Origin of the sequence: Phytohabitans maris (assembly GCF_031085175.1) — a bacterium.
Taxonomy (GTDB): domain Bacteria; phylum Actinomycetota; class Actinomycetes; order Mycobacteriales; family Micromonosporaceae; genus Phytohabitans; species Phytohabitans maris.
In genome coordinates this window covers 26,372-48,542 of sequence record NZ_JAVHUY010000048.1, presented here as the reverse complement: position 1 = coordinate 48,542, position 22,171 = coordinate 26,372, and the positions used below count along the sequence as shown (strand labels likewise).

Sequence of the window (22,171 nt, the reverse complement as noted above, 5' to 3'; positions counted from 1 at the left end):
AAGGCGACGGTCGGCGGTCATCGGCTGGCCATGGTCACGATGCGGTCACCGGCCGAAACCGAACCGCTGGTGGTCATCCGGACGATCGTGCCGGCGTGCGGGGCCGTGATCGCCTCGGCGGCGCCGGCCAACCCCTGCACGACGCCGACGAGCTGGCCGGCCTCGACGCGGCTGCCCGAGGGGGCGAACAGGCGCAGCAGCCCCGACGTCGTACAACGCAGCGCCACCGCCGTCCGCGCGCTCTCCCCCTCCTGCCGAGGCTGCCGACCGTCGAGGACATCGAGGTGGCGCAGCACGTTCAGGACACCGGCGACGCCGAGCGAGACCTGTGCCTCGTCGATCGAGCCGGCCCCGCCGAACTCGACGATCGCCGCCGGCCGGCCGCCGAGAGCGGCGCGGACGAAGAGATTGCCGTCCAGCGCGGAACCGAACTCGTCGCCGAGCGGGCGGCCCGGCTGCTTGCGCACCGGGAGCACCAGCGCGCAGCCGAACGCGTGGGCCAGCGCCGCGGACGCCGCCAGGGTCGCCTCGTCCTCGGCGTGCACGATCGAGTACAGCAGGTTCCAGCCGCCCTGGGACGCGCAGTGCAGGTCCAGTACCGCGTCGCAGCGGCTGACCAGCTGCTCGAAGAGCACGTGGGCGAGGACCTGCGAGGGTGTGCCGCCCGGGTCGCCGGGGAAGCAGTGGTCGAGGTTCTTTGCGTCGGCGGGGCTGAGCCGGGTGCCGGCCAGGACCGCGCTCTGGTTCTGCGCGACGACGAAGAAGACCGTGCCGCGCACCCGGGCCGGGTCGAGCGAGACGGCCAGCCGCCGGACCGCCTCGATGCTGTTCAGCTCGTCGCCGTGCATGCCGGAGCCGACGTACACGGTCGGGCCGTCGGCGCTGCCGCGGACGGCCGCCACGAGCGGGCCGCGGGCGGTCTGCGGTGGTACGCCGGGCAGGGCGAGCTCGAACCAGGTGGTCGTACCGGTGGCCAGTGACGGCAGGTCGATCCGGTCGACCAGGCGTGGGGTGGGCATGAGGGCTTCTTCCTCCAAGGTGATTCGTGAGTGGACAGCGGCGTCAGGGATGCGGTCGGGTGGAGAGCTGTATCCGGGACAGCTCGACGTCCGAGCCGGCGTCGGGTTCGAGCCGGAGCAGCTTGACCAGGTTGTCGGCGTTCTCCACGACGTGCCGCCGCATCCAGTCCTCGACCTCGTCGGCGGCGTGCGCGTCCAGCAGTTCGACGACGCGCTCGTGGTCGCTGAGCCGGTGTGCCACGTAGGTGAGGTACTGGGCGTGCCAGGCCGGGTCCTGGGCGGCGGTGGCGATCGCCCGCTTGTAGTAGACGGTGTGGATGGCGAGCCCGTTGAGCGCGTCCAGCAGTGGCTGGTTTCCACTTAGGACGGCGACCCCGTCGTGGAACCGGGTGTTGAGCCGCGACAGCTTCTCCAACTGGCCCGCCTCCATCGCGGCCCGTTCGGCGAGGGTGAGCTTGCGGAGCCGGTCGACGTCCGCGCGGGTGGCGTTCTGCGCGGCGAGCCGGCCGCCGACGGCCTCCAGGGCCGCCCGCGTGGTGTACGCGTCGACCAGGTCCTTGGCGGACATCCGGCGCACGGTGACACCACCGGTCTCCTGCAGGACCACCCACTTCTCCTGCAACAGCCGGCGGATGCTCTCCCGGACCGGGGTGCGGCTGACCCCGAGCGTGGCCGCGAGCGTGGTCTCGATCAGCCGGTCGCCGGGAGCGAGGCGGCCGTCCACGATCATGTCCCGGATCCGCTCGTAGACGCGTTCGTGCATGAAGGCGCCGCGGTCCAGCGGTCGTTCGGCCTTCACCGCGTCCTCCCGAGTCCCGGCTGACCGGTCGCGGGCTTCGCTGCGCTGTCATTCCTCAAGAGCGGTGATTCCCTTCCTGCTGAGCCGGCGTCGCCATAGGACGGTGACGGCCGTGGTGGCGGCCGCCAGGGCGAGCACGGTGGCGCTGATCGGCCGGGTGACGAAGATGCTCCAGTCTCCGGCAGAGATCGACAACGACTGCCGCAGCCCCCGCTCCAGCAGCGGACCGAGCACCAGGCCGAGCACGAACGGGATGGTCGGCCAGCCGAAGTGCTTCAGTGCCACGCCGAACACGCCGAAGGCCAGGGCCACCCAGACGTCGAACATCTGACCGCGGATGGCGTACGCGCCGATGACGCAGATGACCAGGATGACCGGCCCCATCACCCGGTACGGGATCCGGGCCACCCGCGCCCAGAGCCCGACCAGCGGGAGGTTGAGCACGAGCAGCATCAGGTTGCCGATGTACATGCTGCCGATGACCGTCCAGGTGAAGTCGGCGTGCTGGGTGAACAGCAGCGGGCCGGCCTGGAAGCCGTACACCACCAGGGCCGCCAGCAGCAGCGCGGTGGTGGCGGAGGTGGGGATGCCCAGCGAGAGCATCGGGATGAACCCGGCCATCGCCGCGGCGTTGTTGGCCGCCTCCGGCCCGGCCACGCCTTCGATCGCCCCCTTCCCGAACCGTTCGGGGCGCTTGGCCACCCGCTTCTCGACGTCGTAGCTGAGGAAGGAGGCCACCGACGCCTGCATGCCGGGCAGCAGCCCGAGGGCGAAACCGACGGCCGTACCTCGAATGCCGGCCTTGCCGCCGCGGACGAAGTCGTCCCGGCGGGGCCAGAGCCGCCCGAGCCGGCCGGAGTAGATCTTCGCCAGGCCGGCGCCGACCGAGGAGAGCACCTCGCTGATACCGAAGAGCCCGATCATGATCGCGACCGCGTCGAAGCCGCCGAGCAGTTGGGGTACGTCGAAGACGAGCCGCTGCGCCGAACTGATCGGGTCGAAGCCGACGCCGGCCAACAGCAGCCCGGCCAGCGCCATCACGATCCCCCGGCCGAGCTTCGGGCCGGCCAGGCTGATCACGGCGGTGAGGCTCAGGACGGTCAGGGCCAGGTACTCCGGCGGCCCGAACCGCAGCGCGGCCGTGGCGATCGCGGGGCCGGCGAAGGAGAGCAGCACCACCCCGACCGTGCCGGCGAGGAACGAGGTGATCGCCGCCATCGCCAGCGCCGGCCCGGCCCGCCCCTGCCGGGTCATCTGGTAGCCGTCGATCGCGGTGGTCACCGACGACACCTCGCCCGGGATGTTGAGCAGGATCGCCGTGGTCGAGCCGCCGTACATGGCGCCGTACCAGATGCCGGCCAGCGCGATGATCGCCCCGGTCGGCGGCAGCACGGCGGTGAGCGGAAACAGGATCGCCACCGCCGAGGCCGGCCCCAGGCCGGGCAGGACGCCGACCAGCGTGCCCAGCAGCGCCCCGATGAGGGCGTAGAGCAGGTACTCCGGTTTGGCCGCGGCCGCGATGCCGCCCAGCATGTCCAGAAACTGCGCCATCAGCCGCCTCCGGCGCCGTGGCCGGCCGGTCGCCGCGTCACCAGCCCAGCACCCCCCGCGGGAGCACCATGCCGGCGCCGTCGACGAAGACCAGCCGCGTGGCCACCGCGGCGACCACGCCGAAGACGGCGCAGAGCCACCACGGCATGGGACCGATCAGCCGGGCCGCGACCGCGACGAAGACCGCCGTCGGGAGCAGAAACCCGATGGTCGAAAAGCAGATGGCGTACCCGGCGACGAGCCCGACCAGCGCGGCGCCGGTCAGCACCGGAGCGGGCCCGGTCCGGTCACCTTCGACCGGGCCCCGCCCCGCCCCTTCCAGCAGCACGCTCAGCGTCAGCATCACCACCAGGGCGGCGGCGACCACGACGAGGTAGATGTGCCCGTCGACGGCGGACGGGTCGTCGGTGGCGCGGGCCGCCCGGACGCTGTCGGTGACCACCACGACGCCGACCAGCCAGGCCGCCGCCAGCACCGCCCAACCAGCCCGGCTGGGCCGGTTGAGCGTCCTGGTCACGGTTACCCGCATCGCCGTCTCAGCCCATCACCTTGCTGACCGAGTCCGCCTCGGCGAGCACGAACGACTTGAACTCCGGACCGGTCACCAGGGCCGGGACAGCACCCTGCGCGGCGAGCTTCTGCCGCACCGCCGGATCGGCGAGGACCACCTTCAGCGCCTCGCCCCACGCGTTCACCACACTGTCCGGCAGGCCAGCGGGCCCGGAGAACCCGGCCCAGAAGGTGGCGTTCAGCTCCGGATGCCCGGCCTCCGCCGTCGTCGGCACGCCGGACAGGGCCGCGAACCGCTGGGCGCCGGTCACCGCGAGCACCTTGACCGTGCCCGCGCTGGCCTGGGAGACCATGGCGTTCGCACCACCGCCGCCGAAGCTCACGTGGTTACCGGCGATCGCGGTGACGGCGTCCGCAGTACCCGGGAAACGGGTCATCCGGGTCTTGGACCGCTCGACACCGATGCTGTCGAAGAACTGCACCAGCGAGAGGTCGGCGATCGTGGTGCCGCCCAGCGCCGCCCACTCGAACGAGGACGGGTCGGCCTTGGCCGCCGCCGCGACGTCGTCCAGCGTGGCCCAGCCGCTCTTGGCCGAGGCCACGTACGCCATCGGCGCCTCGGTCGCCTTCGCCACGAAGGTCCGATCCTCGATCTTGAACGGGAGGTTGTCCACCAGCTTCATCAGCGAGCTGGTCGAACTGCCGTCGGCCAGCAGCGTGTAGCCGTCCGGCTTCGCCGACAGCGCCTCCTGCGTACCCGGGATGTTGTTGCCGCCCGGCTTGTTGACCACGTTGATGGTCTGCCCGAAGTGCTTGGAGAGGGCGTCCGCCAGCGCGCGGGTGATCAGGTCGGCGCCGCCGCCCGCGGAGGCGGGCACGATGATGTCGATCGGCTTGGACGGGTAGTCCGCGCCGGAGCCACCGCCGGCATCCTCCGCGCAGGCGGAGAGGGCGAGGATCCCGGCGAGCGCCGCGGCGAGCGGCACCCCGAAATGGCGTCTATATGACATGAACCGGCTCCAGTTCTGTACGGGGGTGATGAGCGCGGTCAGCCGACCGCGAGTGCGTGTACCGCGTCCCAGTCCGGCAGCACACCGAGCCCTGGTCCGTCCGGTACGAAGATCCGGCCGTTCGCGAACCGGATCGGTTCGGTGAGGACCTCCTCGGCGAGCAGCAGCGGCCCGAGCAGCGCGCAGCCCCACCGCAGGTCCGGCACCGCCGCGCAGGCGTGCAGGTAGCCGGCCGTACCCAGACCGCTTTCCACCATGCAGCCCATGTAGCAGCCGATCCCGGCCGCTTCGGCGATCGCCGCGATCGCCATCGTCGGCAGCGTGCCGCCCGACTTGGCGAGCTTGAGCGCGAACAGGTCGACCGCGCCCTCCCGGGCCAGGGTCAACGCGTCCTGCGGGCTCAGCACCGACTCGTCCGCCATCAGCGGGACCCGCGAGGCGTTGCGCAGGCGGGCCAGGCCGGTGAGGTTCCAGCGCGGCAGCGGCTGCTCCAGCGCCTCGATCCCGAGCTGCTCCAGCACCGGCAGCGCCCGCAGCGCGGTCGCCTCGTCCCAGCCCTGGTTGGCGTCCGGGCGCAGCCGCACCCGGCCGTCCAGCCCGCCGGCGAGCCGGCTCAGCCGCTCCAGGTCGTGCGCGAGCGGCTCGTGCCCCACCTTCACCTTGAAGATCTCGATGCCGTACCGCTCGTGCATCTCGGCCATCTCGTCCAGCTCCGCGGCGGCGTCGCCGATACCGAGCGACCAGATGATCGGCACGTCCCGCCGCCGCACCCCACCGAGCAGGTCGTGCGCCGGCACCCCAGCGGCCCTGCCGGCGATGTCCAGGCACGCCATCTCCAGGGCGTTCTTGGCGAAGTGGTTGCCGGAGACGACCCGCATCCGGTCCTGCACCGCGCCGAGGGCGCGCGGGTCGGCGCCGACCAGCCGCGGCCCGAGGTACACCTCGCAGGCCGCGAGCATCGACTCCGCCGACTCCTCGTTCCAGTACGGCCCGGCCGGCACGCACGCCTCGCCGAAGCCCTCGACACCGCTGTCCGTGCTGACCCGGACGAACACCGCCTCGGAGTACGGCACCGGACCGAAGCTCTGCGTGTGGCTACGGCGGTACGGAATCCGCACCCGGACCGCCGAGACCCGGTCAATCAGCACGTCATGATCTCCCTTCGAGATGCCGAAGACCGTATGCTGCATGCAGGATACAAGTCAAGTGAGCAGGAAAAACTTGCCCGAACGTACGTCTTCACATTCCAGGTGTCGCGGCGCCCGCCAGCGGGCAGGATTCATGGGGTACGCACGTTACGGTGTGACTGGCAGGGGGCGGCATGCTGCAGATCCTGTTCAGCCCGGACGACCTCGCGTCGACGCGGTTCCTGGCCGAGCCCGCTCCGATACTGGAGCTGAAGTTCGCGGCCGTGGGGCTGCGCCGCGGGATTCGCGCGCCGTGGGGTGCGCGGTGGCGCGGCCACGCGCTGGCGGCGATCCCGATGCCGGCGCGGCCGGCGGTGCGCCAGATCGGCGGGCACTTCTCCTGGGCGTTGTCACCCACCTTCGCCGCCAGCGCCGATCTCGACGAGGGGATGGAAACCACCCTGGGCTTCAGCCCGGAGCGGGTACGCCAGGAGATGGCGCTGTACTTCAGCGCCCCCAACTCAGGCATTCCGCTGCTGCCCCGGTACGCGCTCGAGGGAGACCGCGACGCCGGACGGGTGCTGGTGCACGGGACGAAAACCGTGTTCACGGCGGCGGTGCAGCCGTACTGGGCCGATGTCCGGGCCAACCACCACAGCGAGCTGGCGCAGCACGGGCGGATGCTGGCGTGCCGCGGGGTGAGTGCCGCGCTGAGCGCCGTGATACCCGGGGCGAGGTGGCGCGGAGACCGCCTGCTGATCGAGAGCCCGCAGGACCGCACGGTCCGGCTGGACGGGCGCGGACTGCTGATCACGCCGACCGCGTTCTGGACCGGACCGCCGCTGGTCGGCGAGCTGCCAGACCAACCGGTGCTGCTGGCCTATCCCGCCCCGGCCGTGCTGAGCATCCGGGTCGGCGCCGAGCCCGACTCCCTCGCGGCCGTCCTCGGGGTGCGGCGGGCGGCGGTGCTGCGCCTGCTCTCCACCGAGCACACCACCGGTGACATCGCCCGGCAGCTCGGGATCAGCGCCGCGTCGGCGTCCGAGCACAGCGCGGCGCTACGGGCGGCCCGCATGGTCTCCAGCCGCCGCGACGGCAAGGCGGTGATCCACCGCGCGACCCCCCTCGGCCTGGACCTCGTCCGGCTCAACACCCCGGCGCCGAGCCCCGGCGGCGTTCAGCACGGGCCGAACCACGTGGCCAGCGCGGTACGCAGAGACTCCCGCTCCTGGTGATCCGGGCGAGGCGAGTCGGTGGCCCAGGCGACGTAGCAGTCCGGACGCAGCAGCAGCCCGGTGATCGAGACCTCCCCGGTGCGGGCGGTGACGGTGTCGACGCGGTCGCGCCACCCGTCCGCCGCCGTCCCGAGCGACGCGTCCTCGGTGAGGTCGAGCAGCAGCGGCCGGGCGGTCGTGGTCAGCTCGGCGAGCCGGACCGGGCCGCCGTCGGTCTTGAGGAGCAGGTCCGGAGCCCACCGGCCGACCAGACGGTGGGTCTCGCGGACTCCCATCTCGTAGCGGATGTCCGCACCCGCCATCATGTTCGCGATGCGCGCCACGGTCTGCCGGTCACGCAGGAGCTCGGCGAACAGTTCACGCAGTGCCGTGACCTCGGCGCCGGGAGCCAGCAGCGCGAGCTGGGCCTGGCTGTGCATGGCCACCCGCTCGCCGGCCGGCCTCCGCTCGGCCTCGTAGCTGTCCAGCAGCCCGGCCGGCGCCCAGCCACGGATCACGGCCGCCAGCTTCCAGCCCAGGTTGACCGCGTCCTGCAGGCCGAGGTTGAGTCCCGGCCCGCCGATCACGAAGTGCACGTGGGCGGCGTCGCCGACCAGCAGCACCCGGCCGTCGCGGTACCGGTCGGCCAGACGGGTGTTGACGCCGATCAACCGATCCACCCGATGCGGTCCGCGGCCTTCGGGCGCGCGCAGCGGCAGGTCCACGCCCATGACCCGGGAGATGCTGTCGTGAACCTCGTCAAGCGTCAACGGTGTGTCCACATCGAACCCTTCCGCGCCCCACTCGACGGTGAACACCATGTCCGGTCCGGACGCCGGCCGGGCGTAGGCGAAGAGTCCCCGCTCGGTGCGGTGGTACATCGGTGGGATGGAGCCGTAGCCGGGCACGTTCAGCCCGCCGGTGGCCGGGTCGACGAACTCGTCGGGTACGGCCACCTCCGCGAGGCGGGAGACGATCTCATCGTGTACGGCCCCGGGAAATCCGATGCCGGCGAGCTTGCGGGTCGTGCTGTGCGCACCGTCCGCGCCGACCACGTAGCGGCCGCTGATCTCGTAACGCCCGTTCGGGCCGGTGACCTCGACGGTGACCGCGCCGGCGTGCTGGGACAGGCCGGTCAGCTCGTGGCCCCGGCGCACCTCGACGCCCAGCTCCGCGGCGCGCTCGGCCAGCACCCGCTCGATCCGGGTCTGCGGCACGGGCAGCAGATAGAACGGGTTGTCGTCGAGCACGCCAAGCTCCATGGGCACCGCGCCGAAGAAGAACGCCGGGATCGGTCGCGGTGGCTCGGACCTGCCGGCCAGCGGCTGGTACAGGCCGCGGCGATCGAGCATCCGGACCACCTGGCCGACCAGGCCGTTGGCCCGGTTTTCCCGCCTCGGCTCGGGCAGCCGCTCCAGCACGAGGGGACGTACACCGGCCAGGCTCAGCTCGCAGGCGAGCATCAACCCGTTCGGGCCGGCACCCGCGATCACGACATCGGCGACCATCGCGACACTCCTCGAACGACGAAATCGCCTCCGATCGTGGCGCGCCGCCGGCGTACTCGAAAAACGTTTCGGCCGCACCCGAAAAGAGCGCCACTCCCCCACCCGGTCGCATCGTGACGACGGCTCACCGGCTCTTTCCACGTCGATCGGGCCGCCGAGTCCGTTGCCGGCGACCACACCGGAGAACGGCCAGCGTAGCGAGCCCGCCCTCGCCGCCAACCCCAGCCGAAGGGCGCCGAAACCGTCGCCGCGGCGACGCCCGGATCGCGCTGCGCCCGGCGCCGCCGGTCGTCGTCTGGGCCCGGCGCAGCCCGGCAAGGATTTTCGAAACAGGGCCTAGCACGATCCGGGCTGCGGAATCAGCTCCCTCAGGTCGAAGCGGACCAGCGTCGCCCCGGACGAGACGACCACCGCCGATCCCGCGCAGTCCACTGCCGTGCCCGGGAAGAGCAGTGGATGTGCCGCGCCACGCGGGCTCCACCCGTCCGGGCGCCAGGTCCGTACCTTTGCGTCCAGCCCGGTCGTCACCACGACCGGACCATCCGCGACCTCGGCCACCCCGACGCCGCGCACCGCACGGTCGTGTGCTGCCACCGGCTCCGCGAGCGGCGTGAGGGTCTGCGTGTCCCACATCCGCAGCCGTTCGTCGCCACAGGCGGCCAGTAGGACGCCGCGGCCGAGCAGCTCGCCAGCCCACACGTCGTACACCGCGCTGCCGGCCGCCAGCGGCTCCCCGATCCGGTCGAACGACTCCCCGTCCCACACCCGCACGTATCCGTCGAGGCTCCCGGTGACGATCACGTCGCGCCCGCCGACGACGCCGAGCGTGAGGCAGGGGATCGCCTTCCGGTGCCCGCTGACATTTCCGAACAGCGGCTCCGTGAGCAGGTCGCGCCCGCCGGTGTCGGTCCAGTCCCGCGTGGTGAAGACGTAAAGCGAGTTGTAGGTGTGGCGCAGGAAGAACCCGGTCGCCGCGCCGACGACGACGCTCCGGCCGGCGAGGCTTCCCGCCGCCACCGCCGTCATCTGGCAGCTGGACTGACCATACTGGACGATCCCGCCGAACGGCCGGCCCACGTCCTCGCCGGTCGCCAGGTCGAAGAGCCGGATCAGCTTGTCCGTGGAGCAGGTGACCGCCAGGGTACGCGTGGCGCCCGCGACCGGCAGGTCGGCGACCGTCACGCCGGTCACCTCGCCCTCGTGCCGCCCGCCGAGGAAGTGCCGGTAGGTGCCGAGTTCGGCATCAGCCGTGCCGACGTTTCCGGACGTGTCCCCGGCGAGCACCGTCAGCGCGTCGCCAGGTCCGCGGGTGAGACGCACGCTGGTGATCGCGCCGGAGAATCGGGTCGGCCGCCGGCCGGTGAGCCGGTCGTCGAGGTCCCACACGTGTACCGCGCCGTCCGCGCCGGCCGACAGGAGCGCCGGGCGGCCGCCGGAGGTCGCCAGTGCGAGATCCTTGACGGGTCCGAAGTGGCCGGTGAAGCAGACCGCCGGCGGGCCGGGAAACGTGATGCCCTCCTCGCCCGGCTCGGCGGTCCGGATCTCGATCTCGCCGCGCTTGTTGCCGATGGCGGCCACCTCGACGCCGCCCGTCCGGCCGCACAGGACCGTCCGGCTCTCGCGTACCGCCCGGTGGTCACCCGTCTCGCCCATCGGTATCCGGCCGACCGTGGACGCGTCGGCCAGGTCGAGGAGCAGGAAGTCGGACAGGAACGGGTTCGACACGGCCGCCACCGACCGGTCGCCGAGCCGGCCGCCGCCGTAGGGCCAGAGACCGGGTTCCTTGCCGTCCATCAGGATCGGGCTCGCGCCGATGACGCCGGCGGCGATGGAGAGGTCGGACGCGGTGAGGTCGAACCTGGTGAACCGGGTCTCGTACTCGCTCTCGGCCTGTCCCCAGACGACGGTCATCGCACCCGGGCCGTGGCCGGGCGCGACCCGAGCCACCCAGGTCCGGGAGCCCGCCCGGGGCGTCGGAAACACCTCGGTCATCAGGCTCTGCGACCCCTCGACCCACGGCTTCGCCAGCCAGATCCGGTAGGCGTCGTCCAGGATGACCAGCACGGGGTCGAACCGGGGTGCGGAGCCGGTCAGCCGGACCCCGACGGGCCGGGCCGGCGACAGGTCGAACTCACCGACCGGGGTCATCTCCCCCGCGTCCCAGACCCGTACCCGCCCGTCCTCGCAGGCCGTCGCGATCAGTTCGTACCGGTGCCCGTCCTGGTGCCGGACAGTACGCCCGTCGATCGAGACCACGCCCGCGGGGTGTGGGGGCAGCGACCGGCGCCGCCGCACCACCGTGCTCGCCCAGCGCGCCCGTACCCCGCAGGCCTCGGCCCCGCCGAACTCCAGGTCGGCGCCGACATGCAATGCCGCCAACTCCAGCAGCGCCCCGCGCCCCGGGTCCTCGCCCCGTCCGGTTATCTGCCGCAGCACCTCCAGCACCGCGTTCGCCCGCTCGCCGCAGGCGAAACCCTCGGCGGCGGAGAGCAGCCGCTCCACCTCGGCCACCTCCGCGTAGCCCGGCGTGCGGAGCAGGTCCTCCAGTGCCCCGCCGGCCCGCGCGTGCACGGCGGCGAACCGGCGCTCGTACTCCCCGGCCCGGCTCCAACCACCGCTCGCCGCGACGGCCCGCGTCAGCTCCGCGGCGATCCGGCTCTGGTCCTCGCGCACCGGCCGCGCCTCGAGCAGCTGCCGGGCCATCGTGCTGTGGAAGAGCGCGCTCTGACCGTCCGGACCGACCGTGAGCAGCGCGGAGATCGCCCATCCCCGCAGGCGGTCCACGTCCGCCCGGGTCATCGGGTAGCCGAGCGCATGGGCGAAACCGCACCCAGCGGTCCCAGTCCAGGCCGGAGCCCTGCCCGTACGCGAGCGCCGCCAGCCAGCCGCGCACCGCGAACTCGTCGGCCCCCGACCGCGCGCAGTGCCCTTCGATCGCCAGGTCGATGGTGTCGCCCAGGCTCGCCGGGATCAGTGCCGGGTCGAAGCCGTCACCGGCCGGGTCGAGCGTGGCCAGATCATCCGCTGGCCGGCCGGCCAGCAGCCGCGCGGCCGTGGTCGCGATAAGGTAGTTGCCACCGGACCGCCGGGCGACCACCGCGGCGAGCCGGGTGCGCACCTCGCGCCGCGGGGCGAGCAGGGCACCCACCGTGCCGTCGCCGCCGGCCGCGAGCAGGTCCGCGACGGGCGGCACCATGTCGCCGGCCGCCGAGTGCGCGGCCGAACCCAGGTCGACGACCAGGTCCGCCTCGCGCTCCGCCACGCCGAGCAGCTGGGGCAGCTGGACGACGCCCGTCGGGGGCTGCCGCCGGGCACCGGCCACGACCGCGAGCCCGGGAACCTCCGCGAGCCGCCGCAGCCCGTACGCGATGTTTCGCGCGTGCGCCGGCGTAGCCGCCTCGTCGAGCGAGTCCACCAACAGCGCCGACCGCCGCGTCCCCGGCGGCAGGCTGGCCGGGAGCTGTTCGGCGCCGGATCCCAGGAGCTCGGCGGCCGCCTCGGCGAAGTGCGCGTACGTCGCCTGCCGGGCGTCGAAGAAGAGCAGCGCCTCCACATCGGACAGCCGGGCGGCGGACTGTCGCAGCAGCCAGGACTTGCCGGCTCCCGGTGGTCCGGTGACCAGCAACGGAGCGGCCGCGGCACCCTCGGTCAGGAACGCCGCGATCCGGTCGAGCAGCCCCAGCCGGCTGTGCGGGGCCGCCTGGGCCGCGAGAACGGTGTCGGCCGGGTCGCGCCCAGCCCAGCCGTCCGCGACACCCATGTACATCCAGCCCTGTTTCAGCACGAACCCGGCGCCGCCCGCGAGGTCCAGCGGCACGTACCGGTCGAACGTCCCCTCCCGCTCCCCGGACCGCAGCAGCCCGACCACGTGCCCGTCCCGCACATCGATCACCGGCGCCCCGCTGTGCCCTTTCCACGAGCCGCGCCGGTCCAGCGTGGACACCTGTACATCGTTGTCGTTCGTCGGCCCGGCGTGCCGGAACCGCAGCCACACACCGGCGTTGGTACCGTCCGCCGCCGGATAGCCGAAGATCGCGACAGCGGCCGGGGGCCGCCGCCGGGGCGAGACCCGCAACGGTACGACGCCCGGGAGCGCCGCGTCGAGGTCGAGAGCGGCGATGTCGACGGTGTCGTCGGCGGGCCCCCGCACGGACGCGTGTATCCGCTCCCCGTCCACGAGCAGATCGACCGATGCCCGTCCCCGGACCACATGCAGGCAGGTCAGAAACGACCGCTCGGCCAGCAGCACCGCCGAGCCCAGCACCGGCGCCGCGGCGGCGGGCTGCCCGTGGGCACAGGCGACGACGGGAGCGGTCGCCGCGCGGACCCGCTCCTGCCAGGTCACGCCCCGGACCCGGTCCACCTGAGACGGATGGTCACCGCCGCCTCCGCCGTGCTCTTGGCGAACATAAACGCGCCAGCCTCGCCATTCACCTTTACCGCAAGCTCGACCTCTACCTCGTCCGGAGCCAGGTTCTGGCGCAGCGTCGTACTGATCTCCTGTGCGGTGGCGGCGATCCGCTCGAACCGCTCGCGCAGCCGCCCGCCGTTACGGCTTCCGTCCGACACGCCGCTGTGCTCCGTCACCAGGCCGCCGTCCAACACCCCCTCCGACTCGAACAGCACCGTCGACCCATCACTCAGGACGAACTCCACAGTCCCGCTCACCCACGGTTCCCCTCTGCCGGCACAGCCTTTCGCAGGCAGAGTCTGACGCCCGTAGACACGGGGCAACCATCCCTCCACCGGTCATACCTGAGCCAAAGAACCAGGCCCGCCCAGGTCGTCGGTTCAGACATCGCCGACCGCGGAGGGTGAGGCCGCGGGAATGCACCCCAAGAAACGCTCCGCTGCGCTCCACGTTTCCCCGGGGACCCCGCGCGACGGTCCGGACCACGACGGTCATCGCGGTAGCCCAAATGCTCATTCCGGGTTTGCACCCTCTCAAGACCGCCACGTCCGTCAGGGAGGGTCCTCGCCGCCGAGGGGGTTTCGTACGTCGTAGGTGCGCAGGCGGCCGCACATGCCGAACCCGGCCGTGGCGCTCGGCGGTGCCTGCAGCAGCGCGGCAGCGCGTAGGTGCCGTCCGTCGCCGCGTTCGAGGGCGTCCAGGATGTCCGCGGTGTGAGCGGTTTGAGCGGCGACGTTCCGCTGCCAGATGCGACGCCACTGCGCGATCCGCGGTCGCACCAGGCTGGCCGCGTCGTCGTAGAAGCGTTCCAGCGGGGCCGGGTCGCCCGATTCGGTCGCCTCGACCAGCCGTTCGAACCCTTCGACGGCGAGGTCGCGGCGGCGCCGGGCGGCGTTGTCGAGGACCGCCTCCGGCTCGCCCGAGGGTAGCGTGGCGGCCCGCGCGTAGCGGTCCGGGTCGGCGACGATCTCCGGCGGGAAGGTCATGACCGCGTCGCCGGCCTCGGGCAGGCCGGCGTTGGCCATGACGACCACCACCGTCAGGCCGCCGCGGTTGACGGCGCGGTGGATGGTGCCCGGCGTGAACCACACGACACTGCCCGGCTGAAGGGGTGTCTCGCGGAGCCCGGACGGGTCGAGGGTCCGCAGCGCGCCGCTGCCACCGACGACGACGTACGCCTCGGTGGAGGCGGTGTGCAGGTGCGGGGTGCCGCCGGCGAGTCCGTCCGGACAGAGGCCACTGTAGACGCTCAGGTGGGTGACGGAGGTGCCGCCGGGGAAAGCGCGGATCACGGCGACACCTCCTGCCGTTGGGCGGCGCTCGGGCGCAGGACGGAGCGGCCGAGGTCCGCGAGGTGGGCGGTGCCGTCGTCGCCGTGGTCGCCGCCGGCGACGACGACGGCGTACCGGAAGCGGACCGTGTCCTGGTCGGGCAGCGGCAGCTCTTCGCTGAAGAACGGGGCCGGGCACAGGCAGGCGAACTCGGCGCTGCGGACGAACCACTGCGGCGGGTGTTGCGGGTTGGCGGTGTCGTCGACCACGACGATGGTGGACTGGCGGCCGGTGACGTCGTGCCGGCCGCGGAAGGCGAACCATTCGGCCCGCACCCCGCGCAGGTCGTCACCGGATCCGCTGCCGGTGGGTGCCTGGACGGTGCCGCCGGTGAACGAGCGCGGTCCGCGCCAGAACAGCCCGCCGTAGCCGGCGTTCTCGCGGCCCTTGGTGGTCGGCGATCCGATGTGGAGGGTGGCGCCGGAGACGTTCGTCATCGCCGTTTCGAAGACCAGCGCCCAGCAGCCGTCGTCGACCAGGCGGGCGGCCAGGACCCGTCGCTCGTCGATGACGGGAGCGCCGCTCTGGGACGTCCAGTCGAGCTGATGCGCGATGCGAACCTGGCCGTCGTGAGTGGACAGTTCGGTCAGTTCACGGTGCGTGGCGCTGCCGTTGTTGTCCTGCTGGACGTAGAAGCTGCCGTGCACGTAGGTGGGTCCGCCCCAGAAGTTGTGCTGGCCGACGTGCGGCAGTGACCAGGCGATGCCCTTGTGCCAGACGTGGTCGTGCGGGCGAAACAGGCTGACCTCGTCGCCGGCGAGGGTGCGGATGGGGTGTAGGTACGGCTTGGGTGACTCCAGCACCGGGGTGTCCGGGCGGTAGACGTAGGTGAACAGATCGACGCCGCGCGCGGCGACGGTGATCGACTCGTCGACGACATGGGTGACTCTCACGGGGTGCTGGTTTCCTTCCAGGGCGCGCCGGTGCCGTCCATCCGGGTCGCGAACGGGCTGTCCGGGCCGATCTGTCCACTGCGGACGCGTTCGCCGGTGAACGCGGACGCGTAAAGGGCAGCGACGAAATCCATGGTGCGGCGGGCGTCGGTGAGGGTCACCGGTGGCGGCTCGCCCCGGTCGAGGGCGTCGAACACGGCACCGAGCTGGGCCGCGTGGCCGCTGGGAATGTTGTCGCCCTCGGCGGTCCAGCCGGCCAGGACGGCGTCGTGGCCGGGTGCCGGGGTGAGGGTCCAGTCCTTGTCGTCGTAGCCGTAGAGGTGTTCCACCTCGACGGTGGCATGTTCGTAGTCGAACCGCAGCGTCGAGGTCTGCCGGGGGGACACGACCGAGTTGACCACGGAGGCGACGGCGCCGTTGTCGAAGCTGACCAGTGCCATCGACACGTCTTCGGTGTCCGTGGGGCGGGCCTGCCGGGCGGCCAGGGCGGTGACTTCCCGCCAGGGTCCGAGGATCGACAACAGCAGGTCGAACTGGTGGATGCCGTGCCCCATGGTCGGGCCGCCGCCTTCGGACTCCCAGGTGCCCCGCCAGGGAGCCGCGAAGTAGTCGTCGTCGCGGTACCACTGGGTGGCGCAGGTGGCCAGCAGCGGCCGGCCGAGCTCGCCGGCCGCTGCCATCCGCCGCAGCCGTGTCGCGGCGGAGCCGAAGCGGTGCTGGAACACCGTGGCGACGTGGCCGGTGGAATCGTGTTCGGCCGCGGCGAGGGCGTCGAACTCGGCCAGGGACAGGGTCGGTGGTTTCTCCACCAGTACGCTCGCTCCGGCGCGCAGGCAGCGCAGCGCGAGCGGGGCGTGCTGCTCCGGCGGCGTGCACAGGTGGACCAGGTCGAGCTGCTGCGCGTCGAGCAGCTCGGTCACACCGTCGTGGGCGTGGGGCACGTTCCACCGTTCCGCGAATGTCTTGGCCCGGCTGACGTCGACGTCGGCGACGGCGACCAGGTCAGCCCGGTGTGCCAGCCCTTGGAGGGCTTGCGCGTGGGCGACGGCGATCCCGCCGGTGCCGACGATCGCGGTCCGGTACCTGCGTCCTGACATGGGTGTCCCTTCACGTTCTGCCCTGGGGTGGGCCGGCTTGGGCTTCCGGCCCACCCCAGGGGGTCATGCGCCGTCGATCTCGGCCTGTAGTTCCTTGATGAACGCGGCCGCGGCCTGGTCCGGGGTGGCCCGTCCGAACAGCACCTCTTCGGTGTGCCGCTTGAGGATCGCCTCGATGCCGCTGGCGCCGTTCGGCGTCACCCGGGGCGCCTGGCCCACCTCGAGGGTGTCCAGGTAGGCGACGGCCGCCTTGTCCGTGTCGGCCAGCCGCGGGGTGATCGCCGCACGGATTTTGGTGTTGGCCGGCACACCGCGGTCGGTCAGCAGCACGTTGGCGGCGGCTTCGTCGTTGGCCAGGAAGTCGACGAACAGGGCGGCCTCGGCCTGGTGCTTGGACCGCGACGAGACGGACCAGAACATGGACGGCTTGTAGTAGGCGCCGGGAGACCGCGCGCCCGCCTCGCCCGGCATCTTCAGCAGTCGCAGCTTCGCGCCGCTGGCGGCGGAGAGCGAGGTGAGCTGGGTGTTCCACCAGGTGCCGAACGCGGATGCGTTGGTCGCGGTGCCGGACTGGTCCAGGCTGGCGCTGGCCCGCTCGATCGTCACCGAGGCCTCCGGCGCGGCGCCGGACTTGGTCAGGTCCAGCAGGTACGACCAGAAGCCGGCGAGCACCGCCGGTGGGATCGCGACGTTGCCCTTGTCGTCGTAGAGGGAGGTGCCGTTCTGCCGGGCCCAGACGTTGAGGCTGCCGGCGTCGAAACCGAACGCCTGCACGCCGGTGACCTTACCGCCGCTGGCCGTCGAGATCTGCTCGCCGATGCGCTTGAGGTCGTCCCAGGTCCAGCTGCCGTCGTCGGGCGGGGTCACCTTGTACCGGGCGAGCAGGTCGGTGTTGACCACCATCGAGTACGCGGCCAGCCCGACCGGCAGCGCGTACTGCTTGCCGTCGACCTGCCCGGTGGCGAGGGCCTCGGCGTCGAAGTCGGCGGTCTTGAGGTGCTTGGTGGCGGTGCCGAGGTCGAGCAGCGCGCCCCGTTCGGCGTAGGAGGCGAGGTAGAGCTCGTCCACCTGGATGACGTCCGGGGCGTCGTTGGCCGCGACGGTGGTGGCCAGGCTTTCCCAGTAGCCGTTCCAGTCCTTGAACTCGCCCTTCACGGTGATGTTCGGGTGTTCCTTCTGGAACAGGTCGATCACCTGCTGGGTGCGCTGGTGGCGGGCGTCCGAGCCCCACCAGGTGAACCGCAGCGTCACCGGCCCGTCGGAGAGCTCCTGTCCGCCGCCGGAGTCGCCGCCGCAGGCGGCAAGTCCCAGTGTCAGAGCGGTGGCGAGAAATATGGCGCCCAGTTTGCGCATGGTGATTCCTTTCGGGGGTTCATTTGCCACCGGTCGTGGCGATGCCTTTGACCAGGTAGCGCTGGCCGAGCAGGAAGGCCAGGAAGACCGGCACGAGCGACACGACGCTCATCGCGAACATGGAGCCCCAGGACGTGTTGACGGTGGCGTCGACGAACGACCGCAGCGCCACCGGCACCGTGTACATCTGCGGATCGGTCAGGTAGATGAGCTGGCTGAAGAAGTCGTTCCAGGTCCAGATGAAGGTGAAGATCACCGTCGTGGCCAGGGCCGGCTTCATCAGCGGCAGGATGATCTGCCAGAAGATCCGCCCGTGGCCGCAGCCGTCGATACGCGCCGCCTCGTCCAGCTCCCGCGGCAGTCCACGGATGAACTGCACCATCAGGAAGACGAAGAACGCGTCGGTGGCCAGCAGCTTCGGCACGATCAGCGGCAGGAACGTGTTGATCCAACCCAGCTGGGAGAACATGATGTACTGCGGCACGATGATCACGTGGATCGGCAGCATGATCGTGCCGAGCATGACGGCGAACCACAGCCGCTTGCCGGTGAATTCCAGCCGGGCGAACGCGTACGCCGCCATCGAGCAGGACACCAGGTTGCCGATGATGCAGCCCAGCACCACGATCGCCGAGTTGAGCAGGTAGTGCCCGAACGGCGAGGCGAGCGCGTCCCAGCCCTCGCCGTAGTTCCGCGTGTGCAGCCCGTCCAGCACCAGGCCGGGGCTGCGGAAGATCTCGTCGTTGGGGCGCAGCGAGCTGACCACCATCCACAGCACCGGGTAGAGCATCACCAGCGCGAGCAGGATCAGCCCGACGTGCTTGACGGCGCCCCGCAACGGCCGGCCCACGCCGGACCGGCGCACCGGAGGGCCGGCGACGGCGACCACTGGAAGCGGGCGTTGCTTGAGATCAGTCATCGTAGAAGACCCAATACTTGGCGGCCCAGAAGTTGACCGCGGTGAAGGCGGCGATGATCACCAGCAGGAGCCAGGCCAGCGCCGACGCGTAGCCCATGTCGAAGTTGTTGAACCCGCGCTGGTACAGGTAGAGCGTGTAGAACAGCGTGGAGTCGGACGGTCCCCCGCTGCCGCCGGAGACCACGAACGCCTGGGTGAACGACTGGAACGCGTGGATGATCTGCAGGACCAGGTTGAAGAAGATGATCGGCGACAGCAACGGCAGCGTGACTCGCCAGAACTGCTTCCACCGGCCGGCACCGTCGATCGCGGCCGCCTCGTAGTACATCACCGGGATCTGCCGCAGCCCGGCCAGGAAAATGATCATCGGGGCGCCGAACGTCCACACGTTCAGCACGATCAGCGTCGACAGCGCGGTGCTCGGGTCGGAGATCCAGCCCCGCCCCTGCACACCGACCAGGTCGAGCAACTGGTTGACCAGGCCGTCGGCGCCGAAGACCTGCCGCCACAGCACCGCGATCGCCACGCTCGAGCCCAGCAGCGACGGCAGGTAGAACGCCGACCGGTAGAACGCCATCCCGCGCAGACCCCGGTCCAGCAGCATCGCCAGCCCCAACGCGCAGGCCAGCTGCACCGGCACCGACACCACCACGTACACGAACGTGACCCGCAGCGCGTTGTGCAGCCGCTCGTCCGACAGCATCCGGGTGAAGTTGTCCACGCCGTTGAACTCCGGCGGCTGGATCAGGTTGTAGTCGGTGAAGCCGAGCACCAGCGACGCCGCGACCGGCCCCAGCGTGATCAAAAAGAGGCCACCGAACCACGGCAGCAGGAACACCAACGCGGCCCGGTTGTCCCGTTTGCGAGGTGAGCCGCGGGTGCTCCCCCGGATGCTCCGCAGTTCGCCGAGCGCGCTCATCCGCCCCTCCGTACATGGCTGACTGGCCCGGCGGGAAGCCCTCTGACCGGCCGGGGAAAACGTATTCCACACAATGCACCGCCGCCCTCTGCCCGTCAAGCGTTTCCGACCGATCACAGCGAGGTTTCCGGCCTCGGAACGGCTTTGCGCGCACGACCACCAGGGAGGATGGATGCCGGCGAATGCCCGGATCGGCACCCGGGCCCCGGTCAGGCGCGGGGGCGGGTGCTGTCGCGCGGGACGAGTTCGCCGTGCTCCGTCGTCCGGTGAGGCTCGTCGTGGTCGCCCAGTGCGAGGCGGATGGCGTCCCGGCCGATGCGGGCGAGCGGGACGGTCACGGTGGTCAGTCGGGGGGTCACGTCGGTGGCCAGCGGGATGTCGTCGAACCCGGTGACCGACACCTCGTCCGGCACCCGGACGCCGGCCGCCCGCAGCGCGGACATCGCGCCGATGGCGATCACGTCGTTGGCGCAGACCAGCGCCTCGGTGTCCAGGGGCCCGGCGGCCAGCAGCCGGGTGACCGCGGCGAAGCCACCCTGCCGGCTGACGTCGCAGTGCACCACCCGGATGTCGTCACCGTGGACGCCGCCCGCGCTCAAGCCGTCCACGAAGCCGGCGGCGCGGGCGCTGACGTTGGCCCGTTCGGCCGCGCCGGCCAGGATCGTCACCCGCCGGTGGCCGGCCCGCGCCAGGTAGGCGCCGACCAGCGCGGCGCTGGCCCGGTTGTCGATGCTGATCGCGTCGAACGGCATGTCGGTGTCGCCGAAGATGACCACCCGCCCGCCGTCGCGCCGGTAGTCCAGAAGTTCGCGCAGGAGCCGGCCCTCCATCAGGTCCGCGTCGAGCCGGCTGGAGGTCAGCACCAGCGCGCGGGGGCGCAGCGCGCACATCAACCGCACCGTCTCCAGCTGCCGTGGCGGCGTACCGCCGGTCGACGTGACCGTGACGAACGCGTCGACGGTGCGGGCTTCCCGCTCCATCGCGGCCAGGACCAGGCCGATGGAGGCGGTGGTCAGGTCGTCGGCGACCAGGGCGATCGAGTCGCTGGCCCGGCGCATCGCGCGGGCGGATGCGTCAGCCGTGTACCGCAGCGCGGCGGCCGCGGCGAGGACCTTCTCGGCGTACTCGGGGGCGACCGTGCGGGAGCTGCCGCCGAGCACCCGGGACGCGGTCGACAACGACACGCCGGCGGCCGCCGCCACGTCGTGCAGCGTGACGGTGGGCCTGGCTGGATGGGGCACGCGTTCCTCCCGGGACAACCGATCCGTCGGCCGCCGATGCCGGTGCGCAGACGATACCCGACCGCCGGCCAGCGGCCGGGATCAACGCGGCGGGGTGCTGTCGCGCAGGACCACGCTGGTCGCGACCGGCACCACGCGCACGCCTCGGTCGTCGCCGAGCGCCAACCGCATCGCCGTGACGCCGACCTCGTGCAGCGGGACGGCCACCGTGCTGAGCGCCGGATCCAGGTCGGCGCACCAGCTGATGTCATCGAACCCGGCGACCCCGACGTCGCGGCCGGGGACGAGCCCGGCGTCGCGGATCGCCGTCATGGCCCCGATGGCCATCACGTCGTTCACCGCCACGACCGCGTCGACCGTCGGCCGCCCGCCACGCAGCAGCTCGTGCGTGGCGTCGTAGCCGCCGGCGCGGGTGAACGCGGTCTCCACCACGGTCGGATCCGGCACGCCGGCCGCGGCCAGCCCGGCCAGGAACCCGCCACACCGGTCGTGTGAGGTGCGGATCGCGGGCGCGGCGCACAACACGCCGAACCGCCGGTAGCCCCGCCCGACCAACGCCTCGGCCAAGGCTCGCGCGCCGCCGCCGTTGTCGATCGCGACGGTCGAAAAGGGCAGCCCTTCCTGGCTGACCAGGACCACCCGCCCCCCGGCCGCCTGGTAGGCCTCCAGCTCCTCGCTGAGCGCACCGTCCGTGCCCGAACCGTCGATCCGGCTGCCCGCGATGATGATCACCCTGGGACGCTGGCCGCGCAGGGTCCGTACGATCTGCAGCTCGCGGTCCGGGGAACGGTCCGCTATCGCCACCGTCGGGATGAGCCGCTGCGCCTGCGCCGCCGTGATCACTCCGGCGGCGATCGACGAGAAGTACGGGTCGTCGATATCGCTGACCACCAACGCCGCCGTACGAGTCGAGCCCAGCGCGATCGCCTGCGCGGACAGGTGCGGCTGATAACCGATCCGCTCGGCCGCGGCCAGCACCCGGGAGATGTACTCCGGCTTGACGTTGCGGGTGCTGCTGCCGTTGAAGGCCCGCGACGCCGTCGCCACCGACACGCCCGCCTCGCGGGCGACATCGTGCAACGTCGGCCCGCTCGTACGCCTGCCCCGCCGGCCCGCCGCCCCGTCCATGCCGGGAATTGTGCCACCCGCCAGGTCCGGCACAGGAACACCGCCGGCACCGATCGAGCGGCTTGACCGTACGAAACAAACGTGTTGGAATACGTTTTCCAGGGCGTAACACGGGACACCCCACGGCGGGAGCCACAGGCC

The 22,171-nt window shown here is 71.9% G+C and carries 19 protein-coding genes; 1 reads left to right on the top strand and 18 read right to left on the bottom strand.

All coding sequences use genetic code 11. From position 1 onward, the window contains the following. Positions 1 to 17: 17 nt before the first annotated feature. From RB614_RS35980 to RB614_RS35955, 6 genes are read right to left on the bottom strand one after another with little or no spacing between them, the layout of a single operon-like run. Positions 18 to 1,019: a succinylglutamate desuccinylase/aspartoacylase family protein gene (locus RB614_RS35980; RefSeq protein WP_308717164.1), complete on the bottom strand. Its 1,002-nt coding sequence runs from the start codon at positions 1,017 to 1,019 to the stop codon at positions 18 to 20. Positions 1,020 to 1,062: 43 nt separating this feature from the next. Further along, entirely contained in the window at positions 1,063 to 1,818 is a 756-nt protein-coding gene (locus tag RB614_RS35975; RefSeq protein ID WP_308717163.1) for a GntR family transcriptional regulator, read from the bottom strand. A gap of 48 nt (positions 1,819 to 1,866) precedes the next feature. Further along, the gene (locus tag RB614_RS35970; RefSeq protein WP_308717162.1) at positions 1,867 to 3,369 is read right to left on the bottom strand and encodes a tripartite tricarboxylate transporter permease; all 1,503 of its coding nucleotides are present in this window, start codon (positions 3,367 to 3,369) and stop codon (positions 1,867 to 1,869) included. 37 nt (positions 3,370 to 3,406) lie between these two features. Next, positions 3,407 to 3,898, bottom strand: a complete 492-nt coding sequence (locus tag RB614_RS35965; protein ID WP_308717161.1) for a tripartite tricarboxylate transporter TctB family protein — start codon at positions 3,896 to 3,898, stop codon at positions 3,407 to 3,409. Between the two features lie 7 nt (positions 3,899 to 3,905). Beyond that, positions 3,906 to 4,889: a tripartite tricarboxylate transporter substrate binding protein gene (locus RB614_RS35960; RefSeq protein ID WP_308717160.1), complete on the bottom strand. Its 984-nt coding sequence runs from the start codon at positions 4,887 to 4,889 to the stop codon at positions 3,906 to 3,908. A 38-nt stretch (positions 4,890 to 4,927) separates the two neighbouring features. Beyond that, positions 4,928 to 6,037 carry a muconate/chloromuconate family cycloisomerase gene (locus tag RB614_RS35955; protein ID WP_308717159.1) on the bottom strand — a complete coding sequence of 370 codons (1,110 nt, stop codon included), beginning with the start codon at positions 6,035 to 6,037 and terminating at the stop codon, positions 4,928 to 4,930. A 173-nt stretch (positions 6,038 to 6,210) separates the two neighbouring features. Between RB614_RS35955 and RB614_RS35950 the strand changes: the two genes are divergently transcribed. Further along, positions 6,211 to 7,251, top strand: a complete 1,041-nt coding sequence (locus RB614_RS35950) for a hypothetical protein (RefSeq protein ID WP_308717158.1) — start codon at positions 6,211 to 6,213, stop codon at positions 7,249 to 7,251. Here RB614_RS35950 and RB614_RS35945 read toward each other — a convergent pair. The 12 genes from RB614_RS35945 to RB614_RS35890 form a co-directional block, all read right to left on the bottom strand. Then, positions 7,194 to 8,738, bottom strand: coding sequence for an FAD-dependent monooxygenase (locus tag RB614_RS35945; RefSeq protein WP_308717157.1), 1,545 nt, complete (start codon positions 8,736 to 8,738; stop codon positions 7,194 to 7,196). The genes RB614_RS35950 and RB614_RS35945 overlap by 58 nt on opposite strands. Positions 8,739 to 9,074: 336 nt before the next feature. After that, a complete protein-coding gene (locus tag RB614_RS35940) occupies positions 9,075 to 10,985 on the bottom strand; it encodes a WD40 repeat domain-containing protein (protein WP_346434211.1) in 1,911 nt (636 codons plus the stop codon). Then, positions 10,870 to 13,101, bottom strand: coding sequence for a trypsin-like peptidase domain-containing protein (locus RB614_RS35935; protein ID WP_308717156.1), 2,232 nt, complete (start codon positions 13,099 to 13,101; stop codon positions 10,870 to 10,872). The genes RB614_RS35940 and RB614_RS35935 overlap by 116 nt, the downstream gene beginning before the upstream one ends. Then, positions 13,080 to 13,394 (bottom strand): CU044_2847 family protein, encoded by a 315-nt coding sequence (locus RB614_RS35930; RefSeq protein ID WP_308717155.1) that lies wholly within the window; start codon positions 13,392 to 13,394, stop codon positions 13,080 to 13,082. Before RB614_RS35930 ends, RB614_RS35935 begins: the two co-directional genes overlap by 22 nt. 306 nt (positions 13,395 to 13,700) lie before the next feature. After that, positions 13,701 to 14,441: a cupin domain-containing protein gene (locus RB614_RS35925; RefSeq protein WP_308717154.1), complete on the bottom strand. Its 741-nt coding sequence runs from the start codon at positions 14,439 to 14,441 to the stop codon at positions 13,701 to 13,703. Continuing rightward, positions 14,438 to 15,373 (bottom strand): DUF6807 domain-containing protein, encoded by a 936-nt coding sequence (locus tag RB614_RS35920; protein WP_308717153.1) that lies wholly within the window; start codon positions 15,371 to 15,373, stop codon positions 14,438 to 14,440. The genes RB614_RS35925 and RB614_RS35920 overlap by 4 nt, the downstream gene beginning before the upstream one ends. After that, entirely contained in the window at positions 15,370 to 16,470 is a 1,101-nt protein-coding gene (locus tag RB614_RS35915; RefSeq protein WP_308717152.1) for a Gfo/Idh/MocA family protein, read from the bottom strand. Before RB614_RS35915 ends, RB614_RS35920 begins: the two co-directional genes overlap by 4 nt. 63 nt (positions 16,471 to 16,533) lie before the next feature. Then, positions 16,534 to 17,823, bottom strand: a complete 1,290-nt coding sequence (locus RB614_RS35910) for an ABC transporter substrate-binding protein (RefSeq protein WP_308717151.1) — start codon at positions 17,821 to 17,823, stop codon at positions 16,534 to 16,536. 19 nt (positions 17,824 to 17,842) lie between these two features. Next, positions 17,843 to 18,742, bottom strand: coding sequence for a carbohydrate ABC transporter permease (locus RB614_RS35905; protein ID WP_308717150.1), 900 nt, complete (start codon positions 18,740 to 18,742; stop codon positions 17,843 to 17,845). After that, positions 18,735 to 19,661, bottom strand: a complete 927-nt coding sequence (locus RB614_RS35900; RefSeq protein ID WP_308717149.1) for a carbohydrate ABC transporter permease — start codon at positions 19,659 to 19,661, stop codon at positions 18,735 to 18,737. Before RB614_RS35900 ends, RB614_RS35905 begins: the two co-directional genes overlap by 8 nt. 209 nt (positions 19,662 to 19,870) lie before the next feature. Continuing rightward, on the bottom strand, positions 19,871 to 20,902 hold the full coding sequence (locus RB614_RS35895; protein WP_308717148.1) for a LacI family DNA-binding transcriptional regulator: 1,032 nt from the start codon (positions 20,900 to 20,902) through the stop codon (positions 19,871 to 19,873). A gap of 81 nt (positions 20,903 to 20,983) precedes the next feature. Continuing rightward, the gene (locus RB614_RS35890) at positions 20,984 to 22,030 is read right to left on the bottom strand and encodes a LacI family DNA-binding transcriptional regulator (protein ID WP_308717147.1); all 1,047 of its coding nucleotides are present in this window, start codon (positions 22,028 to 22,030) and stop codon (positions 20,984 to 20,986) included. Between the last annotated feature and the right edge of the window lie 141 nt (positions 22,031 to 22,171).

Bases quoted from the DNA above. Each gene is read 5' to 3' on its own strand.
- RB614_RS35980 (WP_308717164.1), bottom strand. From the start codon at position 1,019: ATGCCCACCCCACGCCTGGTCGACCGGATCGACCTGCCGTCACTGGCC.
- RB614_RS35970 (WP_308717162.1), bottom strand. From the start codon at position 3,369: ATGGCGCAGTTTCTGGACATGCTGGGCGGCATCGCGGCCGCGGCCAAA.
- RB614_RS35965 (WP_308717161.1), bottom strand. From the start codon at position 3,898: ATGCGGGTAACCGTGACCAGGACGCTCAACCGGCCCAGCCGGGCTGGT.
- RB614_RS35960 (WP_308717160.1), bottom strand. From the start codon at position 4,889: ATGTCATATAGACGCCATTTCGGGGTGCCGCTCGCCGCGGCGCTCGCC.
- RB614_RS35950 (WP_308717158.1), top strand. From the start codon at position 6,211: ATGCTGCAGATCCTGTTCAGCCCGGACGACCTCGCGTCGACGCGGTTC.
- RB614_RS35945 (WP_308717157.1), bottom strand. From the start codon at position 8,738: ATGGTCGCCGATGTCGTGATCGCGGGTGCCGGCCCGAACGGGTTGATG.
- RB614_RS35915 (WP_308717152.1), bottom strand. From the start codon at position 16,470: ATGTCAGGACGCAGGTACCGGACCGCGATCGTCGGCACCGGCGGGATC.
- RB614_RS35910 (WP_308717151.1), bottom strand. From the start codon at position 17,823: ATGCGCAAACTGGGCGCCATATTTCTCGCCACCGCTCTGACACTGGGA.
- RB614_RS35905 (WP_308717150.1), bottom strand. From the start codon at position 18,742: ATGACTGATCTCAAGCAACGCCCGCTTCCAGTGGTCGCCGTCGCCGGC.
- RB614_RS35900 (WP_308717149.1), bottom strand. From the start codon at position 19,661: ATGAGCGCGCTCGGCGAACTGCGGAGCATCCGGGGGAGCACCCGCGGC.
- RB614_RS35890 (WP_308717147.1), bottom strand. From the start codon at position 22,030: ATGGACGGGGCGGCGGGCCGGCGGGGCAGGCGTACGAGCGGGCCGACG.